This window comes from Aquamicrobium terrae (assembly GCF_040545735.1).
Taxonomy (GTDB): domain Bacteria; phylum Pseudomonadota; class Alphaproteobacteria; order Rhizobiales; family Rhizobiaceae; genus Mesorhizobium; species Mesorhizobium terrae_A.
Window position 1 is genome coordinate 96072 of the sequence record NZ_JBEPML010000004.1, and the last position, 19761, is coordinate 115832.

General features: G+C 64.5%; 15 protein-coding genes. 11 read left to right on the forward strand and 4 right to left on the reverse strand.

The annotated features are described in order from the left end of the window. The first annotated feature begins 103 nt into the window (after nt 1–103). The 6 genes from ABID37_RS07595 to ABID37_RS07620 all read left to right on the forward strand — a co-directional run bounded on the left by ABID37_RS07595 (nt 104) and on the right by ABID37_RS07620 (nt 6684). Nucleotides 104–1303: an amino acid ABC transporter permease gene (locus ABID37_RS07595; protein WP_354193652.1), complete on the forward strand. Its 1200-nt coding sequence runs from the start codon at nt 104–106 to the stop codon at nt 1301–1303. After that, the gene (locus ABID37_RS07600) at nt 1304–2407 is read left to right on the forward strand and encodes an amino acid ABC transporter permease (protein ID WP_354193653.1); all 1104 of its coding nucleotides are present in this window, start codon (nt 1304–1306) and stop codon (nt 2405–2407) included. A gap of 21 nt (nt 2408–2428) precedes the next feature. After that, a complete protein-coding gene (locus ABID37_RS07605; RefSeq protein WP_354193654.1) occupies nt 2429–3184 on the forward strand; it encodes an amino acid ABC transporter ATP-binding protein in 756 nt (251 codons plus the stop codon). Nucleotides 3185–3327: 143 nt separating this feature from the next. After that, complete coding sequence (locus tag ABID37_RS07610) at nt 3328–4686, forward strand: MmgE/PrpD family protein (RefSeq protein ID WP_354193655.1); 1359 nt, start codon at nt 3328–3330, stop codon at nt 4684–4686. Nucleotides 4687–4712: 26 nt separating this feature from the next. Beyond that, nucleotides 4713–6065 carry an MmgE/PrpD family protein gene (locus ABID37_RS07615; protein ID WP_354193656.1) on the forward strand — a complete coding sequence of 451 codons (1353 nt, stop codon included), beginning with the start codon at nt 4713–4715 and terminating at the stop codon, nt 6063–6065. 16 nt (nt 6066–6081) lie between these two features. Beyond that, a complete protein-coding gene (locus tag ABID37_RS07620) occupies nt 6082–6684 on the forward strand; it encodes a glutathione S-transferase family protein (protein ID WP_354193657.1) in 603 nt (200 codons plus the stop codon). A 152-nt stretch (nt 6685–6836) separates the two neighbouring features. Here ABID37_RS07620 and ABID37_RS07625 read toward each other — a convergent pair whose 3' ends face one another. The 3 genes from ABID37_RS07625 to ABID37_RS07635 all read right to left on the reverse strand — a co-directional run bounded on the left by ABID37_RS07625 (nt 6837) and on the right by ABID37_RS07635 (nt 11340). Continuing rightward, nucleotides 6837–8474: a GMC family oxidoreductase gene (locus tag ABID37_RS07625; protein WP_354193658.1), complete on the reverse strand. Its 1638-nt coding sequence runs from the start codon at nt 8472–8474 to the stop codon at nt 6837–6839. Between the two features lie 108 nt (nt 8475–8582). Next, a complete protein-coding gene (locus ABID37_RS07630; RefSeq protein ID WP_354193659.1) occupies nt 8583–10313 on the reverse strand; it encodes a glycerol-3-phosphate dehydrogenase/oxidase in 1731 nt (576 codons plus the stop codon). Next, nucleotides 10306–11340: a zinc-dependent dehydrogenase gene (locus ABID37_RS07635; RefSeq protein WP_354193872.1), complete on the reverse strand. Its 1035-nt coding sequence runs from the start codon at nt 11338–11340 to the stop codon at nt 10306–10308. Before ABID37_RS07635 ends, ABID37_RS07630 begins: the two co-directional genes overlap by 8 nt. Nucleotides 11341–11594: 254 nt before the next feature. Between ABID37_RS07635 and ABID37_RS07640 the strand changes: the two genes are divergently transcribed. From ABID37_RS07640 to ABID37_RS07660, 5 genes are all read left to right on the forward strand, one after another. Continuing rightward, entirely contained in the window at nt 11595–12566 is a 972-nt protein-coding gene (locus tag ABID37_RS07640; protein WP_354193660.1) for a carbohydrate kinase family protein, read from the forward strand. Between the two features lie 106 nt (nt 12567–12672). Continuing rightward, the gene (locus ABID37_RS07645) at nt 12673–13620 is read left to right on the forward strand and encodes a substrate-binding domain-containing protein (protein ID WP_354193661.1); all 948 of its coding nucleotides are present in this window, start codon (nt 12673–12675) and stop codon (nt 13618–13620) included. Nucleotides 13621–13641: 21 nt separating this feature from the next. Beyond that, nucleotides 13642–15165 carry a sugar ABC transporter ATP-binding protein gene (locus tag ABID37_RS07650; protein WP_354193662.1) on the forward strand — a complete coding sequence of 508 codons (1524 nt, stop codon included), beginning with the start codon at nt 13642–13644 and terminating at the stop codon, nt 15163–15165. Between the two features lie 14 nt (nt 15166–15179). After that, nucleotides 15180–16172 carry an ABC transporter permease gene (locus ABID37_RS07655; RefSeq protein WP_354193663.1) on the forward strand — a complete coding sequence of 331 codons (993 nt, stop codon included), beginning with the start codon at nt 15180–15182 and terminating at the stop codon, nt 16170–16172. 204 nt (nt 16173–16376) lie between these two features. Further along, nucleotides 16377–17330 (forward strand): sugar-binding transcriptional regulator, encoded by a 954-nt coding sequence (locus tag ABID37_RS07660; protein WP_354193664.1) that lies wholly within the window; start codon nt 16377–16379, stop codon nt 17328–17330. A gap of 16 nt (nt 17331–17346) precedes the next feature. Here the strand turns inward: ABID37_RS07660 and ABID37_RS07665 are convergent, their stop codons facing one another. Then, nucleotides 17347–19623, reverse strand: coding sequence for a TonB-dependent receptor family protein (locus ABID37_RS07665; RefSeq protein ID WP_354193665.1), 2277 nt, complete (start codon nt 19621–19623; stop codon nt 17347–17349). Nucleotides 19624–19761: the final 138 nt, after the last annotated feature.

The following is a 19761-nucleotide window of genomic DNA, read 5'->3' on the forward strand; positions in this document are numbered from 1 at the left end:
TCATTTTGCCTATGAACGTCCGTTCACTGGAGTGGCTGCATCGGCGGCCATCCGCCGGCGGCCGCGGGGAGCGGTGCCGCAGGAACGCACCGAGGGAGAGACCGTGACCAGCGTACCAACCACTACCGGCTCGCAGCGGCGGCCCGGCCGGTCCATGGCCGACCTGCTGAACAGCCAGGGCTTCAGGTCCCTGGCCTATCAGGTCCTGCTTGCGGGCTTCATCGGCCTGCTTGGCTACTATCTCTATTCCAACGTGGTCGCGAACCTGGCGGCGCAGAACATCGCCACCGGCTTCCGCTTCCTGGACCAGGTTTCCCAGTTCGAGATCGGCGAGCGGCTGATCGCCTATTCGGCGCGCGACACCTATGGCAGGGCGATTCTCGTCGGCCTGCTCAACACCCTCGTGGTCACGGCGGCCGGCATCGTGCTGGCAACAGTGCTGGGCTTCGCAATCGGCATTGCGCGCACCTCGCGCAACTGGCCCCTGGCCAAGCTCGCCACCGGCTATATCGAGGTGGTGCGCAATATTCCCGTCATCCTGCAGGTCATCTTCTGGTCGGTGGTCATCCGCAACCTGCCGAGCCCGCGCGGCGCCATCGAGATGGGTGGCGTGGCATTCCTTTCCAACCGCGGCCTCACCGTGCCGGTGCCGGTCGGCAATCCGGCCTATACGTGGATGTTTGCCGCCTTCGTCGTGGCGATCGTCTTCTCCATCGTCTTCTCCCGCTGGGCCCGCCGGCACCGTGAACGGACCGGCAAATATGTCGAGACGCTGTGGATCGGCCTCGCCGCGATGATTGGCCTTCCCCTGCTGGTCTGGCTCTTCGCCGGCATGCCGAGCGAGATGAACATCCCCCTGCGCAAGGGCTTCAACTTCACCGGCGGCATGAATGTCAGCCCCGAGTTCACGGCCCTGCTGCTCGGCATCTCCATGTATTCGTCGGGCTTCATCGCCGAGATCGTGCGGGCCGGCATCAAGTCGGTGCCGAGGGGGCAGACCGAGGCGGCGCGCTCGATCTCGCTCAGGCCGCGCTTCATCATGCGCTACATCGTCATGCCGCAGGCGCTGCGGGTGATCGTACCGCCGCTCACCAGCCAGTATGTCAGCCTGTCCAAGAACAGCTCGATCGCCGTGGTCGTCGGCTATCCCGACCTCGTCAATGTCGGCAACACGGTCATGAACCAGACCGGCCAGGCCGTCGAGGCCATCGCCATCATGATGGTCGTCTACCTGATCATCTCGGTGGTCACCTCGAGCCTGATGAATTTCTACAACCGCGCCGTCGCGATCAAGGAGCGCTAGATGTCGGCAATCCAGCAGATTTCGCCCCCCGTTTCACAACTGCCGTTCGACGGACGCCAGAGCTGGGCAAACTGGGCTCGCATCAACCTGTTCGGTGGCGTGGCGCAGACCCTGTGCACCCTCGTCATCGCGGTGCTCGTGCTCAAGGTCGGCAGCTTCCTGTTGCGTTGGGGCGTGCTCGACGCGGTCTGGTACACGACCGATCCGGAAGTGTGCAAGCAGGCGGCCGGCGCCTGCTGGGCCGTGATCGCGGAGAAACACCGCCCGATCCTGTTCGGCCTCTACCCCTATGACGAACATTGGCGGCTGGTGCTGTTCATCGCCATCTATCTGGTGACGGTGGTCGTCTCGCTGACGCCGGCCTTATGGAACCGCCGCTTGCTGATCCCCCTGTGGGTCGTATCGTTCGCCGCGATGACGGTGCTGATCTTCGGTGGCGTCTTCGGCCTGCGCTACGTGCCGACCTCGGAGTGGGGCGGCCTGCCGCTCACCATCATCCTGTTTTCCGGCACTGTGCTGTTCGGCATGCCGGTGGCCGTCATCCTCGCGCTCGGCCGCCGCTCGCATCTGCCGGTCGCCCGTGGCGCGTCGGTGATCTTCATCGAAACACTGCGCGGCGTGCCGCTCATCACCATCCTGTTCGTGGCGGTCAACATCTTCCCGCTGTTCCTGCCCGCCGGCATGGAGATCAACAAGCTGCTGCGCATCGTGGTCGGCATCGCCGTCTTCTTCGCCTGCTATCAGGCGGAGGTGATCCGCGGCGGCCTGCAGGCGATCCCGCGCGGCCAGTACGAGGCGGCCGCCTCGCTCAACCTCACCTATTGGCAGACGACACGCCGCATCATCCTGCCGCAGGCGATCCGCATCAGCCTGCCGGCCATCACCAACCATATCATCGCGGCGATGAAGAACACCTCCTTCGTCATCATCATCGGCCTGTTCGACATCCTCACCGCCACCACGGCCGTGATGCAGGACCCGTTGTGGCGCTCCTTCTACATCGAGGCCTATCTGTTCGTGGCCTTCATCTACTTCGCCTTCGGATATTCGCTCTCCCTTTATGCGCGTCGGGTCGAGAAATGGACCGATGCGGGGCGCGTCTGAGACCAGAAAAGGATCTTTCCCATGCATATCGACAGCCAGAGCGATCCGATCATCCAGATGCAGCAGGTCAGCAAGTGGTACGGCCAGTTCCATGTGCTGAAAGAAGTCGACCTCAATGTCGCCAAGGGTGAGCGGGTGGTCGTCTGTGGTCCATCGGGGTCGGGAAAATCGACCTTGATCCGCTGCATCAACCGGCTCGAGGAACATCAGCGCGGCCACATCTTCGTCAAGGGTGTGGAGATGAACAGCAATGTGAAGAACATCGACACCATCCGCCGCAATATCGGCATGGTGTTCCAGTCCTTCAACCTGTTCCCGCACCTGACGGTGATGGAGAATCTTACCATCGGCCCGACGCTGGTGCGTCAGATGAAGAAGGCCGAAGCCGAGAAACTGGCCATGCACTTCCTGGAGAAGGTGCGCATTCCCGAGCAGGCCCACAAATATCCGCTCCAGCTCTCCGGCGGCCAGCAGCAGCGCGTCGCCATCGCCCGCTCGCTGTGCATGCAGCCCGAGATCATGCTGTTCGACGAGCCGACCTCGGCGCTCGACCCGGAGATGATCAAGGAAGTGCTCGACGTCATGATCACGCTGGCCGAAAGCGGCATGACCATGATCGTGGTCACCCACGAAATGGGCTTCGCCCGCACCGTGGCCGACAATGTCGTGCTGATGGCGGACGGCTGCATCGTGGAGTCGGGCCCGCCCGGCGAGTTCTTCGGCAATCCGAGGCACGAGCGTACCAGGACCTTCCTCGACCAGATCCTGAAGCACTAGGAGTTCCAACGGAAGCGGGAACCGCGTTCCCGCACCGATCTGCCGAGACCCGAACAGACCCTCCTTATCCGCAGCGGAGCGCATGGCGGAGCCTTGCCGCCGTCCGCTACCGGGCTGGGGACCATTGCCGGAGTATGACCGACATGCCACTTGCGCTGGACATTGCCAAACGCGCTGTAGCGCTCGATTGCGCAGCCTTTGACCCGCAGGCCCTGAAATGGGCCAAGGATGCCATTGCCGACATGATTGGCTGTGCGTTGCTCGGTGCCGAAACCGAAACCACCGAGGCCGTGCTGTCGGCCGATGCCTTCGCTTCCGGTCCTTGCCTGGTGCTGGGCCGGCGTCGACGGCTGGGCCGCCTCGACGCGGCCTTCGTCAACGGCACCTCCGGCCATGCGCTGGATTATGACGACACCAGCAAATCGCTGTCGGGTCACCCCACCGTCATCATCGTGCCGGGGCTTCTGGCGCTGGCGGAAACCCTCGACGCCAGCGGGCGCAAATTCGTCGACGCCTATATCGTCGGCGTGGAGACGGCGACGCGCATCGCGCGTGGCGTCAACTTCCATCATTACGAGAAGGGCTGGCACCCGACCGCGACGCTCGGCATCTTCGGCGCGGCGGCCGCCGCCGGCCACATGCTGCGCCTCGATGAGGAGAAACTGGCACATGCGCTGGCCATGTGCACGTCGCTCGCTTCAGGTACCAAGGCGAATTTCGGCACCTCGACCAAGCCGATGCATGCCGGTCTCGCCGCCCGCAACGGCCTGTTCGCGGCGCTGATGGCAGGCGAGGGCGTGGAAGCCTCGCCCGTGGCCTTTGAACATGCGCAGGGCTTCCTCGACGTTTTCAACGGACCGGGCAACCACGATGCCGCCCGCATGCTGTCCGGCTGGGCCGAGCCGCTCGACCTGTTGCAGCCCGGCATCTCGATCAAGAAGTATCCGTGCGTCTACAGCGTGCACGGCGCCATTGACGCCGCCATCGCCCTCCACCGCGCGGGGGGCTTTGCCGCGGGTGATGTCAGCGCCGTGCTGGTGCGCATGCATCCGCGCCGGCTGCTGCCGCATGTGCGCAACCCGGCCACCAGCGCCCTCAACGCCAAGTTCTCGCTGCCCTATGCGGTCTCGCGCGGCCTGCTCGGCGGGGCCGTCACGCTCGACCATTTCGAAGAGGGGGCTCTGCACGATCCGGACGTCACCCGCGTGATGGGGCTGGTCGAGATGCAGCCGCATGACGACGACGCCAATGACTACGGTGCGGAAGTGCGCGTGACTCTGCGCGACGGCCGCATATTGGCCGAGACGGTGGCCGCGCCGCTGGGGCGAGGGCCGGAAGTGCCGCTGCCGGCCGAGATGCTGGAGCAGAAATTTGCCGATTGCGCACGCCGCGCCCTGACGGAAGCCGGTACGCGCTCCGTGTTCCACATGCTCATGAACCTCGACGGTCTCGCCTCCATGCGTCGGCTGACCGCCGAGATCGAAGCGACCACCGCCGCCTGACACTGCCTGACCGGGGAGATTGAAGCATGAGTTTCACAATGGATCTGGCGCGGCGCGCCAACGCAATCCGACTGGACGCTGTTCCCGGCGAGGCCGCCTATGTAGCCCGGCGCGCCATCGCCGATACGATCGGCGTGGCCATTGCCGGCAGCCGGACCTGTTTCATCGCCAGCCTGGCAAATGTGATCGGCGCCGATGGAGCGCAGGGCACGGCCAGTTGCATCGGTCGCAAGGGCGCCTTTTCGGTCCTGCATGCAGCGCTCATCAACGGCACCGCCGCCCATGCACTCGACTTCGACGATTGCAGCACGGCCATGGCCGGCCATCCGTCCGCTCCTGTGGTGCCGGCGGTGCTGGCGCTGGCCCAGGAGCGCAAGGCGACGGGCAGGGCGGTGATCGAGGCCTATCTGGCCGGTGTGGAAGTGGAGGTGCGACTGGCGCGCGCCATCATGCCCCACCACTACGACAAGGGCTGGCACCCGACCGCCACGCTCGGCGTGTTCGGCGCCGCCGCCGCCTCTGCCCGCCTGCTGGGCTTCGACGACGAGCGCATGGCCACCACGCTGGCGGTTGCCGTATCCATGGCCGGCGGCCTGAAAGCGAATTTCGGCACGCCGGTGAAACCGCTGCATGTCGGCCAGGCCGCCCATAATGGCATGCTGGCGGCCCTCACCGTCGCCAGGGGCATGAGCGCCAACCACGATGCCTTCGACCATAATTACGGTTTCTTCAACGTCTTCAACGGTGCCGGCACCTTCTCCCCTGAAAAGGCGCTGGAAGACGCTCCGCTCGCCGTGCTGGAACCGGGTCTTTCAGTCAAGCAGCACCCGTGCTGCGGCAGCGCCCATTCGGCCATCGATGCCGCGATCGCCCTCTTCAGGCGTCACGGTCCGCTGGACCCGCGCAGCATTGCCAGGATCGAGACCTGGACGCATGAGCGGCGGCTTGTCCATACGAACCGGCCGCAGCCATGCACCGGGCTCGACGCCAAGTTCAGCGTCCAGTATCTCACCGCCAGGGCATTGCTCGGCGGCCGCATCAGTCTTTCCGATTTCACCAAGGACCGGCTGAAGGACGGCGAAACCGCGGAAATGCTCGGGTTGGTAACCTCCGCCGCGCATCGGGAGCCAGATGAATATCTGGGCCGGGTGCGCGTGACCCTCAAGGACGGTACGGTTCTGGAGGAAGCCGCCTCCACCCGCTTCGGGCGCGGACCGGAAAACCCGATGTCGGACGCGGAGCTTGAAACCAAGTTCGTCGACTGCGCGCGGAACCTGCACGGCGAGGTGGCCGCACACAGCCTGTTCGCCAGCCTGATGGGGATCGACCATGCCGAAGACATTTGCGGCCTCATGACGGCAACGGCGGGACAACCATGAACGAAAGGGCACTGCAATGATGAAGGTCTATGGGCGTTCCGATTCCTCGAACTCGGCCAAAGTCTACTGGCTGCTCGACGAAATCGGCATGGAATATGAGCGCATCGACTGCGGCGGCAGGTTCGGCGGCAACGATGAACCCGCCTATTTGGCCATGAACCCGCACGGCAAGGTGCCGACCGTCGTGGACGGCGATCTGGTGGTGTGGGAATCCAATGCCGTGCTGCGCTACATCGCCAGCCAGTACCGCGCCGTCGAATTGTGGCCGGATACGCCGTCCGGACGCGCCACTGTCGACAAGTGGATGGACTGGAGCGCGACCGCGCTGGCCCCGCCACTCACCCGCCTGCGCAAGACGATGAAGGCCGACGGCGACGGCATCGATGCCATGACCGCGACGGTCATCGGCGCCTTCACCCAGCTTGACGCGAAACTCGGGCTTACGCAGCATATGGCCGGAAATGCATTCACCATTGCCGACATTGCCGCAGGCCCGGCCGTCCATCGCTGGTTCCTGCTGCCCGTCGACAAGCCGGACCTTACCAATCTGAACGCCTATTACGAACGGCTGCGCGCCCGCCCGGCATTCGCGAGCCGGATCGTTGGAGCCGTGAGCTAACGCATAGTCGTGAAATCACGAATCCATTTTAATATAATGACATACGTAAAAATTATAAACTGAAACGCAAAGATTAGGAAAAATCTCCATGCAGGACGGGCGGTGCCGAAAGGAGGGCCGTGCACCGCTGCTGGGCCGGACAAGCGTGGGATTCACCCAGTGGCGAGGATCATGTCGGACGCTTTTTCGGCGATCATAACGGTCGGCGCATGGGTGTTGCCCGAAACGATGGTCGGCATGATCGAAGCATCCACCACGCGCAGCCTCTCCAGCCCGCGCACCCTAAGCTGAGGATCCACCACGGCAGCATCATCGCTGCCCATGCGGGCGGTGCCGACCGGATGGAAGATGGTGGTGGCGATGTCGCCGGCGGCGCGCCACAACTCCTCCGGCGTGGAGATATGCGCGCCCGGCTTGAACTCCTGGGGCCGGAATTCGCTCATGCGCTTCGTCGCCATCAGCCGGCGGGCCTGCTGCACACATTGCACCGCCACCTCGCGGTCGCCGTCAGTGGAAAGGTAGTTCGGCGCGATCAGCGGTGCCTGGCGCGGGTCGGCCGACTGGATGCGCACATGGCCGCGCGATTCGGGGCGCAGATTGCACACCGAAACAGTGATCGCCGGAAAGGCATGCAGCGGCTCGCCGAACGCTTCCAGCGACAGCGGCTGGATGTGAAACTCGATATTGGGCGTGTCGAAGCGCGGATCGGAGCGCATGAAAATGCCGTACTGGCTTGGCGCCATGGCCATCGGCCCGGAGCGCTTCAGCGCATATTCGAGCGCGATGCCCGCCTTGCCCCACAGGCTCGCCTGCCGCTCGTTGAGCGTGCGCGCACCTTCGATGCGGAAGGCGGTGCGGATCTGGAGATGGTCCTGCAAATTCTCGCCGACGCCGGCAATTTCATGCCGCACCTCAATGCCATTGTCCCTGAGCAGCGTCGCCGGGCCGACGCCGGACAATTGCAGAAGCTGCGGCGAGTTGATCGCCCCGGCCGATAAAAGCAGCTCGCGCCCGATGCGGACGCTGGAAAGCCGCCCGTCCTCACCGCGATAAAGCAGCGCCTGCGCCCGCTTGCCGTCGAAGACGATGCGCTCGGCCGTCGCCTGGGTGACGATGCGCAGATTGGGCCGCGAACGCACCGGCTTAAGGAAGGCGCGGGCAGCGCTGAAGCGCACGCCGTTTTTCTGGTTCACCTCGAAATAGCCGGCGCCTTCGTTGTTGCCGCCGTTGAAATCATCGGTGGCCGGAACACCCAGCTCGGCCGCCGCCTCGGTGACGGCGTCAAGGATCGGCCAGCTCAGGCGCTGGCGCTCGACGCGCAGCGGCCCGCCCTGTCCATGGTTCTCGTTGTCGTGGAGGTAATGGTCCTCCGAGCGGCGAAACAGCGGCAGCACATCGTCCCAGCCCCAGCCGGGATTGCCCATCTGGCGCCAGCGGTCGTAGTCCCGCGCCTGGCCACGCATGTAGATCATGCCGTTGATGGAGGAGCAGCCGCCCAGCACCTTGCCGCGCGGGTAGAGCAGGGAGCGGCCGTTGAGGCCCTTTTCCTCCACCGTGCGATAACACCAGTCCGTGCGCGGATTGCCGATGCAGTAGAGATAGCCGACCGGGATGTGCACCCAATGGTAGTTGTCGGTGCCGCCGGCCTCCAGCAAGAGCACGCGGTTTTTCGGATCGGCGCTCAGCCGGTTGGCGAGCACGCAACCGGCCGAGCCGGCACCGACGATGATGTAATCCCATTCGCCCTGGTCGAGAGCCTTTTCGCCGCCGGTGCCGTGATCTTCCCGCATAACCGGGATTGTTGGGCAAGAAGCGGGCCGTGCGCAAGCTGGATGTGTAGAAAAAAGCGGGCAGATGGCGCGCCGCCAGCGGGGAAGGGCGGGCGGCATGGAGGATCTTTACGTGGGCGGCCGAACCACGCCTGCATTGTGTAGGCGTGCCTGGCGTATGGTCTCGGCGATTTCGCTTTTTGTCCGTGCGGCGTCCCAGCCGAGCACTTCTGCGGCGATCTGGGCCGTCGTCTCGATAACGCGGGTGGACAGTTTTCCACCAAGAGCGATGTCGGTGCGGCGAAAGAGCAGATCGCACAGCGTCACCACGGATTCGCTGTGGCACAGGAAAGCAAGCTCCGGACGGGAGTAGTCGGGCAAGCCCTCCAGCACCTCGCCATTTCCGGTTTCGCCGGCGATCGTGTGGGCATAGGTGCCGTAGCGTTCGAACAGGATCGTGGCGCGGCGCAAGTCCGTTCCGCCGCTCTTCGCGAGATCGGCCAGGAACTCGTGGCGCAGGCGGCCATCGGCGGGATAATTCCTGCCGCCGCCGATGCGCATGTTGCGGGTGTCCTGCCTGCGTTTCCTGCCCAACTGCTCAAGAATGCGATCGGCCGTCTGCTCGGAAAAGCCCCGGAACGTGGTCCACTTGCCGCCGATCAGCGCCAGCACGGGTATGGAGGTTCCCGGCAGGCGATCCTCGGCGATGTGATGATCGCGGCTTACCGCGCCGGGATCGAGGCCATCGGCGCGCGGCAGGGGGCGCACGCCCCAATAGGTGAAGACGATATCGTCTTTCGTCAGCCGGATACCCGGGAAAATCTCCGAAACAACGTCCAGCAGGTACTGCGTTTCGGTCTCGTCGCAGGCCGCTTCGTCAGGGTCGTCGACCGGGATATCGGTCGATCCGATAAGCACGTTGCCCATCAGCGGATAGAGCAGGTTGACGCGCCCGTCGCTTGTGCCGAAGTAAATCATCCGGCCTTGCAGGGCCTCAAGCAGGCGAGGGTGCCGCACCACCAGATGGGCGCCCTTGTTGCCGCCCATGTGCCGGCTGTCGATGCCAAGCGTGGCGTTCACCTTGTCGATCCAGGCGCCGCTGGCGTTGACGATGATGTCGGCGCCAACGGAATGTGTCTTGCCGGTCGTCTCCTCCCGCAGCAGGAGGGTGCCGCCTTCGCCGGTCCCGACGACCGGGGCGTAGTTGCGGGCGGTGCTGGCGGGGTTGAGTTCCAGGCCGTCGCGGACGAGCTCGAGGGCCAGCCGCTCGGCATGCGTGACGCGGCCTTCGTGATAGATGCCGGCGAAAGTGACCTGCGGGTCGAGATCCGGCATTTCGCGGCGCAGCGTGTCGCCGCGCAGAAAGCGATGCGACGGCATGGTCTGGAGATGACGGCCATAGAGGTCGTAAAGGGTCAGCCCGATCTTGGTTATGATCGCGCCACGGTCGTTCAGCCTGGATTTCAGGCGCAGGAAGCGCAACGTCGAGGCCCACAGGCCACCCCATGTCGAACGGATGGGCAGCACGGTTTCCAGCGGCTTCACGTAATGCGGCGCGTTGCACAGCAGCAGATTGCGCTCCAGCGCCGATTCCTTGACCAGACGGAATTCTCCAGTCTCGAGATATTTGATGCCGCCGTGGATGAGGCGAGACGGAGCGGCGCTGGCGCCCGAGCAAAAATCGCCCTTGTCTATCAGCAGGCAGTCCACGCCCTGGGCGCAAAGGTCGCGGAACAGGCCGGAGCCATTGATGCCGGCGCCCAGTATGACGACCGCATAGTGCTGGCGGATCGGGCGCGCGAAGGGGCGCGTCCCATCTGGGGCGCCGGCGGTTTCGGCCATGGTGCCTGCTTCAAGCATCGATGACCGCCACCTTGATCGCCGTTCCCTGTTCCGCCGTCGTCAGCGCCGCCGATATTTCCGCGAGGCCGAAGCGGTGCGTCAACATGGAATCCACCTCGAAGCGGCCGCCTGCGATGAGCTTGAGCGCATTTTCATATTGCAGGCGGCTGAGGCCGAACGCGCCCGTAAGACGGATTTCGTTGTAGTGAATGGCGTTGACGTCCAGTTCCGCCCTGTCTCCGGCCGAGAAGCCGGCGAACAGGCTGACCCGGCCGCGATGGCGCACAAGCCCCAGCGCATCATTGGCAAGCGCCGGCACGCCGATGGCGACGATGACCACGTCGGCACCCAGCCCGCCGGTGTGTGCCCGGACGAACTCCCCGAGGTTCTCGGCGGTGGGGTCGACGGTGAAATCCGCGCCCGCTGCCTGGGCCGCGGCGCGGCGCAACGGATTCGGTTCGCTGACGATGATCCGATGCGCCCCGGCATGGCGGGCAAGCTTGATGTGCAGGATACCGATCGGCCCCGACCCAAGGATGACCACGGTGTCGCCACGGTCGACGCCCACCTGCTCCTGGCCGTTCATGACACAGGCGAGCGGTTCGGCCAGGGAAGCCTTGTCGAAGGAAAGGCCTTCGGGCAGGGCGAACACATTGCCGCGCTCCACGCCGGCGGCGGGGATACGGATATATTCGGCGAAGGCGCCATCGATCTCGTAACCCACGGCCTGCAGGTTCTGGCACAGGTTCTCATAGCCGCGAATACAGTGCTGGCAGTGGCCGCAGGAAATGGCCGGGCAGACGCACACGGCCTGGCCGGATTTCCATCTGCCGTTGCCGCCCTCAACCACCTCGCCGGCGAACTCGTGCCCAAGTATCGACGGATACCTGATGCCCATCGTCTTGCGACCTCGGAATATGCGGATGTCGGTTCCGCAGACCGTAGCGGCCTTGACCCTTATGAGGAGGTCTCCGGCTTCCAGTTGCGGATCGGGCACCTCGTCCAGCACCAGTTCGTTCGGGCCCGTGAGCACGCCGGCCTTCATTTCATTCACTCCCGTTGGTCATCCTCAGGATGCACATTTGTCATTTTGAATGTCAAGATATTCATATTCAGGCAGGAAAAACCGATGTTACTCGGCCGGAATCGGGAAATTACAGGCCTTCTCGACGAAACGCAGCATGCATTTATGTGATTCAGATGAGATATATATGCACAAATCGCTTGACGGGTCGCCTCAGGCAATGCACAGTTAGGATGTGAGCCGTACAAAAGTTCACCTGTTTGGGAGGCGAGGCTGTGGCTGACTGGCGTTACGACTATGCGTCGATGGGCTTCTATACGTTCGACTGTCTGGGGTGGCCCTTTTCGACGGTGCCGGAAGGCGGCGGCACGGTGCTGCTGGATGAGATCGCCATGGCGGTCTCCGGCGCTGCCGGCGTGGCCGCCATCGCCGCCGCCAAGATGGGCCTGAACACGCTTGCCGTCGGCGGCGTCGGCAATGACCTGATGGGCGACTGGGTGCTGGACCGGATCGCCGGGTTCGGCGTCGACATCAGCACGCTCCAGCGCATCGAAGGCTCACGCACCTCCTCTTCCATAGTGCTCACGCGACAGGATGGATCACGGCCGGCTCTGCACATGAAGGGCGCAACGGGTGACTTTTTCGTCGAGCCCTCCGACTTCGACAAGGTGACGGACGCGCGCGTGTTCCACCTCGGCGGCGTCGGCCTGATGGACCGCATGGACGGCGCGCCCAACGCGGCGCTGATGAAGCATGCGAAGGCGCGCGGCTGCGTGACGACGGTGGATGTGTTCGCCGGCTCGCCCGCGGACCTGCCGGATATCGATGCGGTTCTGCCCTATACCGACTACTTCATGCCCTCCATCGAGGAGGCGCAGGCGCTGAGCGGTCTGGAAGCAATCGAGGATTGCGTGAAGTTCTTCCTGGATCGTGGTGCAAATGCATGCGTATTCACGCTGGGCGAGGGCGGCGCACATTACGGCGACGCGCAAGGAACCTCGTTCAGCATTCCTGCCTTTGACATCGATGTGAAATGCACCTGCGGCTGCGGCGATGCGTTCGATGCCGGCTATGCGGTTGCCCTCTGCCGCGATTTCGATCCCGAAACGGCGGTCAGGTTTGCGCAGGCGACGTCGGCCCTCAACGCCACGGGGCTGGGATCGCAGGCAGGTGTGCGCTCGTTCGAGCACACCTGGGAATTCATGCAGAAGACACCGACGAAGCGCCGTCTGGCGGCCGCGGAGTAGGCATCCACGCATATGGCAGACGGGTAGCCCGGACGCACTGTTCCGGGCCGGGAGAGCACGCCCTCATGCAGGCGGCACCGGATTTTTATGGAGTGAGGAGAAAACCATGAAACTGAAGACCTTGGCCGCCATGTGCGGTGTCGCGACAGCATGTCTTGCCGGCAGTGCGCTGGCCCAGAGCCAGGCCGATCTGATCAAGCCGATCGACAAGGAACTCACCTTCGTCTTCATTCCGAAGGTGATCCATCCCTGGTACGACGTGGTTGCCGAGGGCAGCAAGTTCGCCGCGGAAGAGATCGCCAAGGAAGGCATCAAGATCAACGTCATCTGGGACCAGCCTCCGCAGGCCGATGTCACCGACCAGAACCAGCGCATCGAGGCCAATATCGGCAAGAAGCCGGATGGTCTTGCCGTCGCCTGTCTCGATCAGGCCACCAATGTGCAGATGCTGACCGAGGCGAAGGACGCCGGTCTCAACGTCTATACCTTCAATTCCTTCTGCGACGAGAAGTTTCCCTTCGTCGGCCAGAAGAACAGCTATCAGGACGGCTATGACCTCGGCGAATACCTGGCCAAGCATCTCGACGGCAAGGGCAAGGTCGGCATTCTCTCCGGCAGCCTGACGGCGACGGACCATGTCGAGCGCATCCAGGGCTTCAAGAAGGCGCTGGAAAGCCACCCGGACATGCAGATCGTGTTCGAGCAGCCCGACAACGACGTTCTGGAGGAAGCCGTGACGCTGACCGAGAACGCGCTCCAGGCGCATCCCGACATCGCCGGCTTCTTCGGCTCCAATGCGTCGAACCCCATCGGCGCGGCGCGTGCCATCAAGAATGCGGGCCTGAGCGGCAAGGTCGCGGTGGTCGGCATGGACGACCTGCCCGAGGCGGTCGATTTCGTCTGCGAAGGCACGATCACCGCGCTCAAGGCACAGCGACAGTGGGACATCGGCTACTGGGCCGTGCGCTACATGCTGGCGATGAACCAGAACCACACCTATCCGTGGGACCACAACACCGGGTCGCGCTTCATCACCAAGGAAGAATGCAAATAGCCTCTGGTCGGCGGAGCGCCCGTGCATGCGCTCCGCCCCTTCGTGAGCGAGCCCATGTATCCGTTTGCCTTCGAAGCCCGTAATATCTCGCGCTCCTTCGGCGTCGTGCAGGCGCTGAAGGACGTCTCGGTCGGCATCCGGCCGGGCGAGATCCACGCCATCATCGGCGAGAACGGCGCCGGCAAGTCAACGCTGATGAACATCTTCTGCGGCAAGCTGCCTGCCTCAGAAGGGGAGCTTCTGCGAAACGGCGAGCATGTCGTCTTCCATTCGCCGATAGACGCCCAGCGGGCCGGCGTCGCCATCGCGCCCCAGGAGGTCAACCTCGTTCCAAACCTGTCGGTCTCGGAAAACATCATGCTCGGCGCGCACATCACGCGCGGCCTGACCATCGACTGGCGCGCAACCCGCAAGGCGGCCATCGAGCATCTGCACACGGTGGACGACACGATCGACCCGCGCATGCCGGTTTCCGCGCTGTCGAAGGCGCATCAGCAACTGGTGCAGATCGCCCGGGCGGCGGCGACCGATGCGAAGATCCTCATCTTCGACGAGCCCACGGCCGCGCTGACATACCGCGAGACGGAAAAGCTCTACGCCTATCTCAACGCCTTCCGCGCCGCCGGCGGCTCCGCCTTCTATATCTCGCACCGGCTGGACGAGATCATCGACCTGTCCGACCGCATAACCGTGCTGCGTGATGGCCGCTATGTCGGGGAACTCGAGCCGAAAGCCACGTCCAAGGACGAGATGGTGCGCATGATGGCCGGCCGCATCGTCGGCAAGGGCAATGCCGGCTCGCGTATCGTGCCCGAGGAGGCCGGAACCGCGCTGAAGGTTTCGGGGCTGACCCGACAGGGCGAATTCGAAGACATCAGCTTCACGCTCAGGCGAGGAGAAATCCTCGGCGTCTCCGGGCTGGTGGGCTCGGGCCGCACCGAGGTGGCCAAGTGCATATTCGGCCTGACGCGCCGCGATGCCGGAAACATCGAGATCGCCGGCCAGCCGACGGAAATAAACTCGCCCGCTGACGCCATCAGGCAAGGCCTGGTCTACCTGCCCGAGGAGCGCAAGCAGGAAGGCATATTTCCGCTTCTCAGCATCGCCGAGAACATGGCGCTGCCCAATCTCGACAGGTTCCGGGGTCTGGCGCATATGCGCAGCGCCGACATGTTCGACGAGGTGCAGCGCTTCGTCACCGACCTGAAGATCAAGATCGGCCACCCGAAGGACCCGATCACATCGCTGTCGGGCGGCAACCAGCAGAAGGTCATCATCGGCCGGTGGCTGATGAAGAACTCCCGCATCCTCATCATGGACGAGCCGACGCGGGGCATCGACGTGGCCGCGAAGTTCGAGATCCAGCGCCAGTTGCGCATGTTCACCGAGAAGGCCGGTCTCTCGGTCATCTTCATCTCCTCCGAGATGGAGGAGGTGCTCGACGTGTCGGATCGCATCCTGGTGATGCACGAGGGGCGGCTGAAGGGGATCTTCCCCGCACGCGATGCCACGCCGGAAACGCTGCTTCAGGCGGCCATGAGTTGAACGAGGAAATTGCAATGACTGCTGACAGCCACAGCGCAGCATCGGCGCCCCAGCTTCGCAAAAGTGCCGGGCTGCTTGCACGGTTCTGGCGATGGGAAGCGAGCGGCATTCTGGTCGCGCTGATCGTCCTGATCGCCGTCCTGTCGCTCGCCACCGACAATTTCCTGTCGACCTACAATATGTCGGTCGTCGCCCGCCAGGCCGCCTTCGTGGGGCTGGTCGCGCTCGGCCAGACGCTGGTGCTGCTGGTCGGCGGCATAGATCTCTCGGTGGGCGCGGCGGCGGGGCTTTCGGCCATCGTCGGCTCGCTGCTTCTGACGATGTTCGGCGTGCATCCTTACCTCGTCATTCCGCTTACCATGGTCTTCGGCCTCATACTCGGCCTGATCAACGGGGCGTTCGTCGCCGGACTGCGGCTCAACCCCTTCATCGTGACGCTGGCGACATGGGAAATCTTTGCCGGCATGACGCTGGTCATCACCAAGGGCTACCCGATCCGCCCGCTCGGCGAGACATTCGCAGTGTTCGGCAGGGGCGATATATTCGGCGTGCCGGTGCCGGTCCTCATCTTTATTGCCGCCGGCATCATCCTCATCTGGATGCTCACGCAAACGCGTTTCGGCCGCAACATCTTCGCCGTGGGCGGCAATCGCGATGCCGCGGTGCTCGCCGGCATCCGCGTCAAATATGTCGAACTGGTCGCCTTCGGCCTTGCCGGCATGTTCGCCGCGCTGGCCGGCATCCTGTTCGCCAGCCGCATGGACGCCGGCCAGCCTTCGGTGGGCGAGGGTTGGCTGATGGGCGCCATCACCGCTGCCATCCTCGGCGGCACGAGCCTGCGGGGCGGGCAGGGGTCCATCATCGGCACGATGCTGGGCGCACTCTTGCTGGCGGTTCTGGCAAATGGCACGGTGCTGCTCAACGTTTCGGGTTTCTGGCAGCGCGTGATCGTCGGCGGTGTCGTGCTGATTGCGGTCCTTGTCGACCTTTTCCGTCGGCGCGGTTGAACCGCGCCTGTGCGAAACTGGAGCGGCGTGGCTTTATCACCGTCGCCAAACAGGTAAGAAGGTGATGAGGCCGTGGCAGCACGGCGCTGGAGCGTTTCACTTTTCCCGGAATCGTGAAACGGTCCGGCTCTATATTTCTATGCAATTCCGGGCGCAAACACCGCGTCGCACTTTTTGCTGGAATTGCTCTGGTGCGGAAGGTCGATGAAACAGGGCGAGGCGGAACTGACGGAAGACCTCAAGGCGCGCGTGGCCTGGCTCTACTACATGGAGGGCATGACACAGGACCAGATCGCGCAGGAGGTCGGCATCCACCGCACGCGGGTCCTGCGCATGCTGTCCGCCTCACGTCAGGACGGCACCGTCCAGATCAGGGTGACGGCGAGGCTCAGCCGCTGCGTGGAACTGGAGCGCCGGATCGAGACCACGCACGGCATCGAGCGCGCCATCGTCATCCCGGATCCCCGCGAGGCGCAGCAGGTCTCACAGATCATCGGCTCGGTGCTCGGCGCCTACATTGCCGACAATCTGGCGGACCGCATGACCATTGGCCTCGGCTGGGGGCGGACGCTGAGTTCCAGCCTGCCGGCCATCGCCGGCAACGGCCATTCCGAGATGACCGTCGTTTCCCTGCTCGGCGGCCTGACCAAGGTCAGTTCGGTGAACCCCAGCGAATTCGCATGGCGTTTCGCCGATCGGCTCGCGGCAAGCTGCTACATGCTGGCCGCGCCGGTCTTCGCGCCCGATGTGCGCACCCGCGAGGCGCTGATGACGCATCCGGGCATACGCGAGATATTCCACCGCGCCACACAGCTCGACATGGCGATACTGAGCGTCGGCGATCTGTCGCCGCAATCGACCTTCGCCGAATACGGCCTGCTGGAGCGGGACGAACTGGCCTCGCTGCACCGTGCCGGAGCGGTCGGTGATATCCTGTGCCGCTTCATCAATGCCGAGGGCGAGGTGATCGACCACCCTGTCAACGACCGGGTGGTGGCGGTCGATCCCCGCGATCTGGTCAATGCCCGCAAGATCGTGCTGGCGTCAGGCGGATGGCATAAATACCAGGTGATCCAGGCATCGATCCGGCTGTTGCGCCCACATGTGCTGATTACCGACGAGGTCGTCGCCGAACGCCTCGTCGAAACACCGCCTTGACGTTTCCTCTACCCGGTCAATACCCCGCCTTCAGCCCGACGAAGAAACCGCGCCCATCGCCCGGCAGGAAGGCGGCCTGGTCGGGGCGGGCCTGATCGACGATCAGGGTGGAACCGGCATATTTCTCGTCGAACACATTGGTGATCTCGCCGAACAGAGAGAGATTGTCGCCGATCTTCACCTGGGTGCGCAGGTCCACCACCACATAGGGGTCGGCATAGAGCGTGTTCATGTTGTCGACGGGGGTCTTTTCGGGATTCCACCGCACCGCACCCTCGACAGACCAGTTCTCGTTGACATCGTAGCGGAGCATGGCGTTGACGACATGCCGCGGCGCGCCGGCAAGGCGGTTGTCGCCGCGCAGCAGATCGCCATGGAACCGGAAGTCCTGATAGGTGTAGGCCACACGGGCGTGCCAGTCGGCAGCGATCTGTGCCGACACACCCAGTTCGAGGCCGAGATGCCGGGTTTCATCGGCATTGACCGCGCCGAGCGGAGCTCCGGTGGCATCTCGCAGGCTGAGCAGTTCGTTGTCGATCCAGGAATAGTAGGCAACGCCATCCCAGGTGAATTGCCCGGCATCGCCGCGCCAGCCGCCCTCGATGGTCGTCGCAGTCTGGGCCTTCAGGTCCGGCGTGCGGAACACATCCGCCGGCGCGTTCGGAGCGCCCGGATTGGGGCGCCCGGCGCTGCTGTTGGGCGTGCCGTTGATGGTGGCCAGCAGATCGTCATGGGTCGGCGGCTCGAAGCTGCGGCTGACGGCGGCGAAGAAGGTGTTGGACTCGTTCGGCCGGTAGGTCAGACCGAGGCTGGGGCTCCAGCCATTGTAGCTGCGGTCGTAGCTCGTGTCCTGCGACGGGACGGCCCCGTCCGGCACGCGCTGGGTAGGGTTGGCCGGATTGAAGGCAAGCGTCGGCCGCGTCGGCAGACCGTAACGGTCGCGGCTGTCGCGCGTGGCGTGGGCGTAGGCGATCGCCGGCGAAAGTGTAAAGGACTGACCCAGGGGGATGTTGAAGCCGACATGCGCCGACAGGGTCGAGGCGTCGAGATCGTTCGAGCCGAACAGGGCGCCCTTTTCACTGGCGGCGTTCAGATAGTGGTCGCGCGTCGCCGACCCGAGCGAATACTGCGCTGTGGTCTCGAACAGCGGCAGCGGCGCACCCTCGTCGGCACCATAGGCATAGCGCACCACGCCGGTGAAGTCGCCGCCGCTGGTCTCGCGGATGCCCGACGAGACGGGGAAGCGGAACATGTCGTCGGTGAAGGTGTAGCCGAGCGCCACGTCGATCAGGTGCCGGTCAAACTCCGCCGTGGTGCGCGAACCGATGAGGAACTGGCTGGCTTCGCGGCGTGGCTTGTCGCGCCACACGTTCGGGCCGGGATTGATCGCTCCGTTGGGCGTCAGTGTCGGCCCGGTGTGGACCTGGCGCGGGTCGGTCTCCAACTGGCTCCTGGTCAGCGGGCCGGCCACGTCGAAGCCGAGATCGGTATAGCCGGCGAAGATGCGCGTCCTGACCGTGTCGGAGAGCTCAAAGCCGATATTGCCGCCGAGGCTGGCGCGCTCGGAGGTGTTGTAGTCGCGGAAACCATCACGACGGGTGACGTCGACCTGGAACAGGCCGTCGAGCGTGCCGGTCTGGAAGCCGGCCTGCCCGGCAATGCCGGCCTGCCCGAACGAGCCGCCGCTGACCCCAAGGCGCAGGCCCGGGTGCTGCGAGCCGGTGGGCGAGACGAAGTTGAGCGCACCGCCGAGTACCGTGGCCCCAAGCCGGTTTGCCATGTAGCCGCGATAGACCTCGATGGAGTCGGCCTTGCCCGGATTGGCGAAGCCGACCGCGTAGGAGCCATCTGCCCGGTTGAGCGGCAGGCCGTCCTGAAGCACCAGCACGCCGCGCTCCACCGGGTTCTGCTGGAGGCCGGAGCCGCGGATCTGGACGCGCGGCTGGTCGTTGCCGCCGAAGAAATCCTGCACGACCACGCCAGGAACCCAGCGCAATGTGCTGGAAACGGTCTGGTTGGCGGTGGCCGGCCTGTCGCTTTGGTTCACCAGCGCGACGCCACCGGGCAGGGCCCCGAAACGTTCCGCAACCGGCTCTGCCGCCAGGCCATCGACGACGATGGGTTCGAGCAGGATGGACGAACCCGGCGTTGCCGACTGGGCCAGCGCGCATGTGCCGGTGGCGGCCAGTGCAAGGCCGGTCGCGGCTGAGAGCCGCAGCGCAAACCCGCCAACAGCACGACGTGGCCTTGCGTGCGCGTAGCCTGAGTTCGCTTCGATCCGCCAATCGCGCATACATGCCCCCTCGCACGCCGGCCCAGCGGCGTGACATCCTGAAACCAACCATTCATGGGTACGTCCCGCCGGTCAGCCCAAGCGGCGGGCAGGCCCCTCGACCCAACCCCATCCGGGCGCAGATAATGCCGATCGACA